The following is a 12756-nucleotide window of genomic DNA, read 5'->3' as shown; positions in this document are numbered from 1 at the left end:
GTATGTAGAGCAATTAGATGTAGTATAGTTAATATTTGTATTTTTATGTTTTATATAAGTAGAGGATAATGTAAAAAGTAAATAATTTGTGAAAGTTTTTAATTAATGGAAGGAGTATCATCGAGGGAAAAAGCAGAAAATAAAATGAACTACTTTCCGGAGAGATAGAATAATGAATGTAATTTAGGAGGAAACAATATGGCGTTATGTCCCGTTTGTAATGGTTTAGATAAAATTAAACAACAATGTACTTCCTGTGAATCATTAATGGATGATCAAGGGCGATATTTAGACTATTTTGATGATTATAGTGCTTACATGCCTATTGATCTAATGAAAATGATTGATGGTATTTCAAGTGATCAACAGCAAAATTTATGTCCTCATTTAGTAATGTGCCCTACGTGTAATAAAGATGAATTGATCATGATTAAGGAAAAATAAAGAATAAAAAGCCCCCATATAATTATGGAGGCAAAAAGGGGGGCATTTAATATTACCAAATATAATTAAGTTAATAATTAACGTAAACGTAATTCTGTTTCTGGATCGAAGAAATGAACTTTGTTCATATCAAGAGCCATTTTTAATGTTTCACCACTAGCTACATCTGTACGAGAATCAACACGTGCGATGAAGTCTTGGCCACCTACTTTTGAGTAAAGGAAAGTTTCTGCACCCATTAACTCCGCAACATCGATAAATGCCTCAAATGCAGCATCGTCAGCTGATTCTACGAAAACAGGCTCATCATGAATGTCTTCTGGACGAATTCCAAGAATCAATTCTTTATTATTAAACTTCTCAATTAATTTTAATTTTCCTTGAGGAACTTTAACTTTTTTATTAGCTTCTCCATCGAATACGAAGAAACCATCAACTAACTTACCAGTTATGAAGTTCATAGAAGGTGATCCGATAAATCCACCAACGAATACATTGTCAGGGTTATCATAGATATCTTTTGGACGACCTACTTGTTGAATAATTCCATCTTTCATAACTACGATACGGGTTGCCATTGTCATCGCTTCTGTTTGGTCATGTGTTACATAAATAGTCGTTGTTTGAAGACGTTGGTGAAGCTTAGTGATCTCCGCACGCATTTGTACACGAAGCTTTGCATCAAGGTTAGATAAAGGCTCATCCATTAAGAATACTTTAGGATCACGTACGATCGCACGACCTAGTGCCACACGTTGACGCTGACCACCAGACATTGCTTTTGGTTTACGGTCTAACATTTCTGTTAATCCTAAGATTTTTGCTGCATTTTGAACACGCTCTTCGATTTCTGCTTTTTTGAACTTACGAAGCTTAAGACCGAATGCCATGTTATCATAAACGTTCATATGTGGATAAAGTGCATAGTTTTGGAATACCATCGCGATATCACGATCTTTAGGTGCTACATCGTTTACTAGTGTTCCACCGATGTAAAGTTCTCCTTTAGAAATGTCCTCAAGACCTGCTACCATTCGAAGTGTAGTTGACTTACCGCAACCAGATGGACCTACGAATACGATAAATTCTTTGTCTTCAATTTCTAAATTGAAGTCAGTTACTGCTGTTACGTCACCATCATAAATTTTGTAAAGATGCTTAAAGCTAATATCTGCCATGTAAATTCACTCCTTAGTTTATATGAACGTTTACTACGTTCTAGTGTTTGTTTAGTTGCTATCAATTTATAATCTTAGTTTATATTGAAAAGGTTTTCAAAACTACTGTAAAAGTGCATAAAAAAATGAATCTTTTTTTGTGCACAATGTTGCAAACGCTTTTATAACCGACTTTACTGTATTTCAATGTTGTAAATGTACTTAATTTTTCTTTGATAGGAGAATGTAGAAAGTGATAGCTATTTTTGTGAAATCTTCTAAATCTGATTATGGAATAGAGTTTGTGTAGTTTTGTAAAGCTCTCGAGAGTGGAGTGAAAAATTACCTTCTAAAAAGAAAAAGAGGTTAGCCTATTACAACTAATCCTCTCTTTTTGTGTGTTGCAACAGTGTTAACATAAAGTAAACAGCTACCGCATTTGGAAACCTCTTTATATCTATGGACGTTTTTTCAATAAACTTATCTACACGATATTGGAGGGTGTTCCGATGCATAAATAGTTTTTTTGCAGCTAAACTTACATTTAGATTACATTCTAAATATAGTTTAACCGATTCAAGTAGCGTTTTATCATCCAATACTGGAGCAAGTAATGACAAAAGCTTTTTCTTCGTAGTATCTTGCAAATCTTTAAACAACAAATAAGGAATGATTTCTTGCTCAAAAAAGATCTTTTTGGACGGAATTGATTGTCTGGTTATTTCAAACACTTCATTTTCCCATGAAAAACGTTCCTTTAATTCCTCAAAGGATGCAATTGGCGATCCAACATACACTGAAAGTTGTACAAAAAAGTCAGAAACAATGGTATCGACGATGGATTCGATAGGGATATCTTCTTCAAAAAATTCATCAATCGCTTGAACAAAAAAACCACTCTTAGGAGTTAGCCATAACAGGTCATGAGAGGATATAAACAAATTTTTCATAGCATCCTCAAATTCAGAACGATCTGCCAACGTACCTTGAATGGTAAAATGGATAAACCGGCATGGGAACGCAATAGATTTTTTTATCGCATCCACATCGTCGTCTGGCCCATCTCCTGTAAGGAAGTTAAATAACTTCTTTTCAGTAGGGGTTTTGGGTTCAAGTATCAAATCATCCTTTTCGAAAAAAAGAGTCTCCAATAACACTATTTCATCGTTTGATAGTTCTCGTTTATCGAAAGTAATAACTTTACCTTCATCTGTAGGATCAGAAATAGTTAAACGAAAAGATAGAGGCACTTTATTTGTCTCCGTACATAAAGCATGACCATAATTATTTTTTAAACGATTCAGCATAATACATAGTTACTCCTTCTAATGTGCTTTGTCTACTAGTATATAAAAACAAAGCAAATATCGCTATATATAGATAGAAATATCATAAAAAGAATTTACTCCCTTAATGATCATGGGTGAAAAAGACCAGACAGAAGCGAATGGAATATAAACTAAAAAAGTTGGTCATACTAGATAAGTTTGACTACCATGAACCCACGTATTTTCAGAGTAGACTTCCATGCAAGTGAAAATTTGCACCATGACGGATGAAAATACGTTATGAAGTATATTAGTACTATAAACTTCCGATGGAATGAGCGAATGCCCACGGAACTCCAGTGGGAAGTAGAGTAGAGGCGAGACACCGCAGAGCGCTTGCGCTCGAGGAGGCTTGCCAACTCCCCACAGGAAAGGGAGTGGGCAGTAGTGAATGGAATACAACCAACAAAGTTAGTATTCCATATTAGTCTGATACACGTATTTTCAGGGTAGACTCATTAAATCACTATCAAACAAACCATATGTAAAAAGACCTAGCAAGTTTAAGAAAACCCGCTAGGCTCATCATGACTACTCTGCTTTGTATGGTGGAGATTCTTCCTTGAAATTCTGTGCTTCTTCAATTTGGCGTTTTCCATGGGTAACATGATCCCTTCCGCCAGCTAATCCTTCATTCGTCATACGGTCCACATCAACCATCACGCGATCTCGACCTTCGTGGTTAGAATCTTTTTTTTGCATCATTATTCCCTCCTCTACCTAAATAGTCTTTCTCATAGAGGCAAAGTTATCCATTCTTTTCTTAGCTAAATAAGAGCTAAGTATCAAAAAGGAGAATATCTGTCAGTAATTCGATACGTTTCTGTTGTATTAAAGGTTCATCAAAGGTCATAGGTTTGCTATTAATATCCACTACCCACATATGATGATTTTCATCAAAAGCAAAGTCAAAAGAAAATTCCTTTACTTTATAATGCCTTTCTAACGTTTTACCGATCTCTTGGCCTATTTCCTCTACCAGTGTCTCATTCGGTCGAATAATAACCTCATCTATAGATAAGATTTCTCCACCCCTTGGCACGTGTGTTGTAAATCCTCCGTGAGATGCATAACGAACACCAATTCCAACTAATTTCCAGTATCCTTGAGATAGAATCATTAAAACACGAAAATCATACATCTTATTGTCTTTTTTTATAAATGGTATGGCTTCCTGCATTATAATCGTCTTCAACTTTATTACTTCACTTAATACATACTGTAATTGTTTGAAGGATAAGGAGGAAAAAACTTTTTTTTGAGAAAAAAGAGTGTATGTTTCCTTTGCTCGATCAATTTTCCATATTCCTTTCCCTTGAGACCCCTGGATATCTTTTAAAAAAATGGTAGGGTGTCTCTCGAGGAAGGAATATAAAGTATGGAAAGAGGATAAAACTTTTGTGTAAGGGTAATGGAATCTTAAGTTTGGATGCTGTAGAAGAAGAGTAGAAATATGTTGTTTATTAAAGAAAGAGTTGTTGAAGTAAGGAATGTCTCTTTTCTCTAAAGAACGAAGAAAATCTTGAAAGGTAGGCTCTGTTTCAACATCACGATATGGATATCGATTATATACAGATGTTGGTGTAGGACAAAGGGATCTTATCCATTTATTATCCTGCTCGTTCCAACTATATGCATCTGTTGAGGATTTGTTTTTCCAGAAGGGAAGGATGAATCCCTGTCCTCCCCGTTTCTGAATAGAACGCAACAGATCTTTATAAAACGTTCTTTCCCCAGTGAAAAGCTTTTCTTTCTTCGGACCAGTTAGTATTATCACGTTTTTTTGGTTATTAATCTTAAAGTCCATTCGTTACCATCCTCAAAATATGCACTTATTTTTTTATAATATCTTTTAAACAACTCAATCTGATTATATAGGCATCTGACTATTCGATTTCATATCTTGAATTGCTTCTTGATATAAATAAGCAGCATAGGTCATAGGCATTTTTCTTGTTAAATGATCTTCTTTCTTTAGTTTTGGATGTGAAAAAATTGTTCGCCCTGGTTTAGAATTAGCTTCGAACATCCAAACGTTCTCTTCTTCATCAATTCCTAAATCAAAGCCTATTTCCCCTACATGACCGTCTGTAGTTTCATCGATAGCTAACGTTAAAGATATTGCAGCTTTTTTTAGATCTTCTAATAAGCTTTTATTTAATTGCAAATCACTCCATATTTCATTCACCGACTTTACGTGTCCTCCACTTTTTACATGTGTTGTAACACTGCCAGTTCCTGCAATCTTAGCTGCGATAGCACTTATTTTCCAATTTCCAAATTCATCTTTATTTGTGTGTACTCTAAAATCGATAGGGTTATTTTGATATTTTAATAAGTCGATTCCTTGTTGGATTACAAGGTGATCATACCCACTGGGGAATTGAGTTTTTAACAAGCGTGATAGCGAACTATATCGTCTTAGGCGGTTACGAGTATGGTCACGGAATCTGCAATAGTAAAAATTATCTTTTTCATCAAAGATTATCTGGTGTATTCCCAATCCAAGACTCCCATTTTTTGGTTTAATGTAGACGTGTTTATGATCATGAACGAATTTCTTGATTTCCTCCTGAGTTGGACTAGCAATTGTCACAGGTAGGAATTTATTTACGTGAGGTAAGCGTATAAGCTGATCATAAATACTAGACTTACTGAAGAAACCTGGGTTAAACCAAGGGATATCATAGTCTGTTTGTAGTCGTTCTCTTACTTCTGAGTAGGAGGGATGCTTTTCTGTTTTACGATTAGGGAGTCTATCATATACTACGTTAGGTATGGGAAGTTTTATTTTTTTCCAACCTGACTTTAAAAAGGTATATCCCTCAACAACGCCTTCGTTCCAATGAATATGGTGCGATCCAAAGACAAACGCTATGGAACCAGACGTTTGTGCTGCATGAATATATTTGGCGAATAAAAAGGATCGTTCACCAATAGGGCGTAAAATACTCCCAGTAAACCCAGCGGTGAATATGCCTATAATGGGTCCAAGATAAATTCGATCTACCATATCGTATTCAACTGTAACGTTTAAAGAAAAGGGGATATATAATTCATCCCAGGCTTCAGCAGATAGGATACATTCATCATCATAAAGATTTTCTCTATGGTAAATAGTACAGGGAATCTCTTTTGTACCAAATTGAATCGTCTTCGTTTCTCCTTGCTGAATCTTCCAGGTTTTACATTGCGTAGGGGAGATAAAAAGAGCATTTTCTTGAGATGTACCTTTTTTTATCTCAATAATTTGAGTCATTTCTTATTCACTCCTTTTTAAGAAATCAAGAAAATACTTAATATTCTATCTTTTTTGAGTCTAACAATCTATTATGTTTTTCTAAATTGGTAATTAGTTTTACAGGTCCTTCAAAGATCATGTCTTTTTTACTAATATGAGTGGTTTTCAAAACAGTTTCATATCCAGGTTTCGAATTGACTTCTAATATCCATACGTTTCCAAACGTATCAATACCGATATCAATACCTAATTCAAATAAAGGTCTATGGAACTTCTGAATCTGTAATGGAATAATAGGAAGAATTTTTCTTAGATTTTCCTTAATGGGAGTGATATAGCTTTTCGGTAGTTGTAAAGTAGATTGAATTCCTCCACCAGCGTAGAGGTTTGATATAAATGTTCTCTCCTTACCTATTCTAAAGCCTTTCCCAATAACATTCCAATCAGAAGCATTGATCTTTTGCATAACAATCCGTAAATCAAAAGGTCGATTATTGATTGTAAGAGGTAATAATGGCTGAATAATATAACTATATGGCCGTACGTGTTCTTCCAGGTAGTCAACAACTTCCTCAATGTGGTTATTTACTAGCTGGACACTAGATCCATTACCCTTTTTTATAGAAATTACATCATCTTTTTTTTCAATAACATAAATACCGTTACCACTAGATCCAAAAAGAGGCTTAATGAGACAAGCTTTATATTTATTTATGAAAGTACTTAGTGTTTCATTAGTTAAAATATTTGTTTCAGGTAAATGGTCTTTTAAATATTTATCTTTCTTTAACCATTGATATACGGCCCATTTATTTGGTAGTCCCGCTCCGATAAAATGAGAATCTTTGCGTATTTGATGAATTAACTTTTGAATGTAGCTTCTCACTTTCTTATCAGAAGGGTAAAAGACTCTGTCATATATATAATCAGGCATAGGGTATGATGAACGTTCCCACTCCCTCGTTTCTTCATTGTAAAAAAGTCCATGAACGATTCTTTCCTTTGCATCATAGTTAAACGGAGTAAATCGATAGACTTTTATACCTCGATTAACACAAGCTTGGGAAATTTTATTTATATAATGAGAGTCACTTTGTGTCTGAAGTTGTAAAATACCGAGAGAAGTCATTGTTCTTCCCCTTTAATTCGTAAATTTTATAGGTAGCTAATTTGTTAAAAATCCAGCTAATGAAGCGGCAAGGAATAATAAATATTTTATAGAAGGAGGGGTTTTACCATGCATTGGTTGAAATTCTCCTTTTGAAGGTTTCATATTTACTTCAAGTATCCAGACTTTATCTGAATCGTCTATCATAAAATCAAACCCTAATTCACCATAAATCCCTCCTGCTTCTATATCTAAAACTTCGGCACACTGAACAGCTAATTCATATAAAAAGCGCTCCATATGTGATGCTTGATCAGGTGACATGCGTTCTTTCAATGTTGTATATACTTTCTTTTGTACTGCACCCTTAGAAAGGTTGGAAACCAGACTTTCTTGTTGCCCTATCCGTGAAACTGCTGAACATACTTTCCAATGCCCGTGATAATTTTTTATACATAAAATTCGGTAATCGATAGGTCTATTTGATCCAAAGTTTATCGTTTGTTGCATAATATAGTGCCTTTTCTTCATTCTCTCTTTTAATGAAGAAAATATGGAAGTAGTAGTTTTTTTCTCTTTGCTTTCCCAGGTATTATTTTTTTCATACGAAAGTAAAAAACTATCAGTATCTTTATTTTTATCAACTCGAATAATTCCAGATCCTTCTCTACCCCAAAATGGCTTTATATAAATGCTGGAGTGCTTTTGAAGCATTTCTGTTACATCTTCCACAGAATGTAAATGTCTTGTTTCAGGGATAAAAGGATGTAATGTAGGTTCCTCGTAAAAATATTGAATAGATTCCCATTTGTGTATAAACCGATCATTAAAGTAAGGAATATTTCTCTCTTTTAAATAGTGAAAAAAAGATTTCCCACTTTTTGACCATTCTTGATCTCTGCGACCAATACGGTTGTAAATGACATGTGGTAACGGTACTTCTTGAATAATCCATTTATTATCACGATATACATATCCAGTAACATAGGAATCTTTTACTTTTTTATAGGAAAAAACAACAAAAGGGATATAATATTCTGTTGCTTTTATTGCCATCTCGGTAAAATATGGTGTTATTGGGCCAAATGGTGCCGACTCATGGGAACGGACGTCACCAACAACAACACCAAAGGATGGCCCAAGTTGAAACGAATTGTTATTATAATCGTATATACACTGTATCTTTTCCTCTACAGGAATGGAAAGCTTTTCCTGTATGTTCGAGGCAACTTTTAAAGTAGATGTTTCTATAAATGGATCTACAATTACCTCTGTATTAACAGATAAAACATGATATGCTAGCGTCACAGAAGTAGAGGATTGTATTCTCCATAAGTCAGCAACCCTTTTAGGGATGACAATTTGATTAGGTTCAATATATTCATCTACTTCAATAGTTGATATATAAAAAGTGAAGGAAAGCATAGGAAGATCCCTCATTGTCTATGATTTTTAATATAGGTGATTATTATATTTCTTGAAACGTACCAAACTTTCTCGTTTATTATTAAGAGCAAAATGGAACAGAACCTATAATTCTAAAACATAGGTATTTGTGGATATCGTATCTTATGAGGGCAATTCGTAAGTTGTGCAAATGTTGATTAGAAAAGGTGATAATTGATGGAATTTTATCTACTTTGGTTTATAGGATTGATTGTTATAGGAGCACTTATTGGTGGTGGAACAAACATATTAGCGATCCGCATGTTATTTCGACCACATAAACCAGTTTACGTGAGATCATGGAAAGTTCCATTTACCCCCGGTCTGATTCCAAAACGAAGAAAGGAAATAGCGAGTCAATTAGGGAAAATGGTGGAGGAGCACTTAGTTACTCCAGAAGGAATTGCAAAAAAAATATTAGATGAGTCTTTTTTGAATCAATTAGATGTTCGATTTCAAGAGTTTTTACATTCATTTTTACAACAAGATAAGTCTTTACATGAAATTTTAGAAAAAAATGTTGGAAGTCGCTGGTCGTTACAGAAAGTAAATGAATCGTATGAAAGTTTATTGAAAGAAAGAATATACAGCTTTGTAAATGAGCAAAAACAGAAACCCATAGAAGAGATTCTGACAGAGGAGTGGAGAGATAAGCTTGAAGGCTATATACCAGCTGTTTCACATAAAATTTTAACAAAAGTAGAGAACTATCTTCAATCTCCTGCTGGAAATGATCAAATAGAGAGTATGGTTGCTCGTTTTTTTGAAACGAAAGGGAACGTTGGTGGATTACTTGGGAGAATGGTCCAACGAGTATCTTTGTCTACTATTGTTTCAAAGGAGTTTACAAAATTATTACAAGAAGACAGGGTAAAAGTCATGTTAAATACTATGTTACAAAACGAATTGGAGCAGTTATTAAAGAAGACACCGGAAGAGTTGATGTATCGTATCCCACTTGATGAGAAGGTAGACAGTATTGTTGCTGGACTAATTGCGGAAACACCAATAATCGGAGAGTGGAACAAACCAATGAGTGAATGGGCAGTTCGCTATGAACCTGTAATTGTTCAATCGTTTTTTCCAAAAGCAATGGAGATGATTGTATTCATCTTGGAAAGTAATTTAAAATCAATGATGAAACATTTGGGAATTCGAGAAATAGTGGAGGATCAAATTAATAATTTCCCTCTGGAAAAATTAGAGACGATGCTAATTTCCGTAACGAACCGAGAACTTAAGATGATTGCAGTCTTGGGAGCTGCAATTGGTGGAATTATTGGTCTTGTTCAAGGATTGTTGCTGTTGGTTCTTATATAGAAGAGATTTTAGTGTGGTGAGAGAAAGATCAGAGGGGGGAGCATGCCTTTCATCAACGTTTTCGCTCGTGAAAGGTTCGATCAAAGCGAGAGCGAGCCTTTCATCAACGTTTTTGCTCGTGAAAGGTTCGATCAAAGCGAGAGCGAGCCTTTCATCAACGTTTTTGCTCGTGAAAGGTTCGATCAAAGCGAGAACGAACCTTTCATCAACGTTTTTGCTCGTGAAAGGTTCGATCAAAGCGAGAGCGAGCCTTTCATCAGCGTTTTTGCTCGTGAAAGGTTCGATCAAAGCGAGATCGAGCCTTTCATCAGCGTTTTTGCTCGTGAAAGGCTCGATCAAAGCGAGAACGAACCTTTCATCAACGTTTTCGCTCGTGAAAGGTTCGATCAAAGCGAGAGCGAGCCTTTCAACAACGTTTTTGCTCGTGAAAGGCTCGATCAAAGCGAGAGCGAGCCTTTCATCAGCGTTTTTGCTCGTGAAAGGTTCGATCAAAGCGAGATCGAGCCTTTCATCAACGTTTTTGCTCGTGAAAGGCTCGATTAAAGCGAGATCGAGCCTTTCATCAGCGTTTTTGCTCGTGAAAGGTTCGATTAAAGCGAGATCGAACCTTTCATCAACGTTTTCGCTCGTGAAAGGTTCGATCAAAGCGAGAGCGAGCCTTTCATCAACGTTTTTGCTCGTGAAAGGCTCGATCAAAGCGAGATCGAACCTTTCATCAACGTTTTCGCTCGTGAAAGGTTCGATCAAAGCGAGATCGAACCTTTCATCAACGTTTTCGCTCGTGAAAGGTTCGATCAAAGCGAGATCGAACCTTTCATCAGCGTTTTTGCTCGTGAAAGGTTCGATTAAAGCGAGATCGAGCCTTTCATCAGCGTTTTTGCTCGTGAAAGGTTCGATCAAAGCGAGATCGAACCTTTCATCAACGTTTTTGCTCGTGAAAGGTTCGATCAAAGCGAAAGCGAGCCTTTCATCAACGTTTTCTCTCGTGAAAGGTTCGATCATAAAAAAAAAGCGACTCAAAGGTTTAATTATCTTTGGGTCGCTTAGTTTCATTTACTCTTGTCCTTGTTCTTCTAGTCCGTAAAGTGACTCTAAAGGAGCTGTAATAGCTTTATTAATGTCAGTGATTAACTGGCTCATGCGTTGCTCAGCTTCCATAAGTTTAGAAATTGTTTCATGCTGTTGAACTAATTGAAACTGTTGTTGAGCTTGTTGAAGTTCTTCCTCCGTAATTTGAGCACCTTGCACTTGCTTTTGTTGAAGCTCCATTTGTACATTTCGGAAGTTATCTAACATACGTTTTGCTACTTCGTCACTATTTACCTCGTCATGTAAGTTTTTTAATGTAGTAAATTCTTCGCTTTCTTTTAAGACACTAGCCAATTCATGTGCCTTATCATAAGGATTTGCCATAAAAAATTTCCTCCTAAGTTTTTTGTACGCACATCTAAGCTAGTTCTAAGTAAAATATACGCACTTATTCCATTCCCTTAAAACTATAACATGAAACAAAAGGTGATTTCACGTTATCTGAAAGATTCATACTATTTTCCGTATTCAAAAAATATTAAGGTTTCATAATTATTTTTAAGCATTTATCTTTTTGGGTATCAAACATTTGATATGCTTCTTTTGCATCTTCTAATGATGTATGGTGAGAGATGACATCTGCAGGTTTGATCTGTTTCGTTTGAACTAAATCATATAAAGTTGGAATCATATGTATGGCAGGAACCATTCCCATTCGTAGTGTTATGTTCCTTGAAAATAAATCACCTAATGGAAATGCATTATATCTAGTTCCGTATACCCCAACCACTTGGATTATGCCTCCTTTCCTGACTACCTGGGTTGCCAATTCTAGACTTCCCATGGCTCCCCCTTGAAGTCTTAGAAGAGAGCCGACAAACTCCATAGGTGTCATCTTCCCGCTCATCCCAACACAATCGATTACAACATCTGCACCGCCACGGGTCATCTCCTTCACGATAGCAGCTAATTCGGAAGACTGATTCAAGTTATAAGCTTCTACTTTATTTGTTTTACGAGCATGCTCTAATCGGGAGTCTACGTAGTCAATGGCGATTACTCGTTCGGCACCTTTCATCCATGCAGCCTTTTGTGTTAGCAAACCGATGGGGCCAGATCCTATAATGATTACCGTGTCCCCACCCTTAACCCCAGCATCTTCCACTGCCCAAAAGGCAGTTGGAAGGGCGTCTGTTAATAGTAAGAGTTCATCATCGGTTAATTCACTATTTTCTGGAACGACAAAAGGAGTGAAATTAGCATAAGGAACTCTTACATATTGAGCAGAAGTGCCATCATAATCGCCCAATAAACGGGAGCAACCATACGTAGCTCCGATTTCATATTGACTTGCGTTAATACATTGAGATTCTAAATTATTCTTACAATAATAACATTTTCCACAAGCTATGTTATAAGGGATGATAATTGTATCTCCCTTTTTGACTTTCGTTACGTCTTTTCCTACTTCTTCGACAACTCCAATACCTTCGTGACCTACAATATATCCCTCATCCATACTTGGAATCATCCCATGATAACAATGAAGATCGGACCCACAAATAGAGCAAGCCGTTACTTTAACGATGATATCGTCTTTATGAATGATGGAAGGAGCAGGAACTTCTTTTACTTCCACTTTCTTTATTCCTTGATAAGTTACTGCTTTCATATGACCTATCC

General features: G+C 35.8%; 12 protein-coding genes. 2 read left to right on the top strand and 10 right to left on the bottom strand.

Annotation, left to right across the window (positions count from 1 at the left end; genetic code table 11):
• Positions 1-198: 198 nt before the first annotated feature.
• A complete protein-coding gene (locus ACERII_RS08095) occupies positions 199-444 on the top strand; it encodes a hypothetical protein (protein ID WP_373641420.1) in 246 nt (81 codons plus the stop codon).
• A 77-nt stretch (positions 445-521) separates the two neighbouring features.
• Here ACERII_RS08095 and ACERII_RS08090 read toward each other — a convergent pair whose 3' ends face one another.
• The 7 genes from ACERII_RS08090 to ACERII_RS08060 all read right to left on the bottom strand — a co-directional run bounded on the left by ACERII_RS08090 (position 522) and on the right by ACERII_RS08060 (position 8703).
• On the bottom strand, positions 522-1622 hold the full coding sequence (locus tag ACERII_RS08090) for an ABC transporter ATP-binding protein (protein ID WP_373641419.1): 1101 nt from the start codon (positions 1620-1622) through the stop codon (positions 522-524).
• A 359-nt stretch (positions 1623-1981) separates the two neighbouring features.
• The gene (locus ACERII_RS08085; protein WP_373641418.1) at positions 1982-2908 is read right to left on the bottom strand and encodes a PucR family transcriptional regulator; all 927 of its coding nucleotides are present in this window, start codon (positions 2906-2908) and stop codon (positions 1982-1984) included.
• Between the two features lie 552 nt (positions 2909-3460).
• Positions 3461-3631 (bottom strand): hypothetical protein, encoded by a 171-nt coding sequence (locus ACERII_RS08080; protein ID WP_373641416.1) that lies wholly within the window; start codon positions 3629-3631, stop codon positions 3461-3463.
• A gap of 76 nt (positions 3632-3707) precedes the next feature.
• Entirely contained in the window at positions 3708-4736 is a 1029-nt protein-coding gene (locus ACERII_RS08075; protein ID WP_373641414.1) for a YheC/YheD family protein, read from the bottom strand.
• A 63-nt stretch (positions 4737-4799) separates the two neighbouring features.
• Positions 4800-6188, bottom strand: a complete 1389-nt coding sequence (locus ACERII_RS08070; RefSeq protein ID WP_373641413.1) for a YheC/YheD family endospore coat-associated protein — start codon at positions 6186-6188, stop codon at positions 4800-4802.
• 37 nt (positions 6189-6225) lie between these two features.
• Entirely contained in the window at positions 6226-7299 is a 1074-nt protein-coding gene (locus ACERII_RS08065) for a YheC/YheD family endospore coat-associated protein (RefSeq protein WP_373641412.1), read from the bottom strand.
• A gap of 36 nt (positions 7300-7335) precedes the next feature.
• A complete protein-coding gene (locus ACERII_RS08060) occupies positions 7336-8703 on the bottom strand; it encodes a YheC/YheD family endospore coat-associated protein (RefSeq protein ID WP_373641411.1) in 1368 nt (455 codons plus the stop codon).
• A 198-nt stretch (positions 8704-8901) separates the two neighbouring features.
• On the opposite strand from ACERII_RS08060, the gene ACERII_RS08055 reads away from it, so the two are divergent.
• Positions 8902-10044: a DUF445 domain-containing protein gene (locus ACERII_RS08055; RefSeq protein WP_373641409.1), complete on the top strand. Its 1143-nt coding sequence runs from the start codon at positions 8902-8904 to the stop codon at positions 10042-10044.
• Here the strand turns inward: ACERII_RS08055 and ACERII_RS08050 are convergent.
• The 3 genes from ACERII_RS08050 to ACERII_RS08040 all read right to left on the bottom strand — a co-directional run bounded on the left by ACERII_RS08050 (position 9937) and on the right by ACERII_RS08040 (position 12745).
• On the bottom strand, positions 9937-11097 hold the full coding sequence (locus ACERII_RS08050; RefSeq protein ID WP_373641408.1) for a hypothetical protein: 1161 nt from the start codon (positions 11095-11097) through the stop codon (positions 9937-9939). The genes ACERII_RS08055 and ACERII_RS08050 overlap by 108 nt on opposite strands.
• Complete coding sequence (locus ACERII_RS08045) at positions 11098-11457, bottom strand: YlbF/YmcA family competence regulator (RefSeq protein WP_373641407.1); 360 nt, start codon at positions 11455-11457, stop codon at positions 11098-11100.
• Between the two features lie 154 nt (positions 11458-11611).
• On the bottom strand, positions 11612-12745 hold the full coding sequence (locus ACERII_RS08040) for an alcohol dehydrogenase catalytic domain-containing protein (protein WP_373641406.1): 1134 nt from the start codon (positions 12743-12745) through the stop codon (positions 11612-11614).
• Between the last annotated feature and the right edge of the window lie 11 nt (positions 12746-12756).

It is taken from the genome of Evansella sp. AB-rgal1 (genome assembly GCF_041820985.1).
Classification (GTDB): Bacteria; Bacillota; Bacilli; order Bacillales; family Salisediminibacteriaceae; genus Evansella.
The sequence above is the reverse complement of the archived record's forward strand: the minus strand, read 5'-3'. Positions and strand labels throughout refer to the sequence as shown.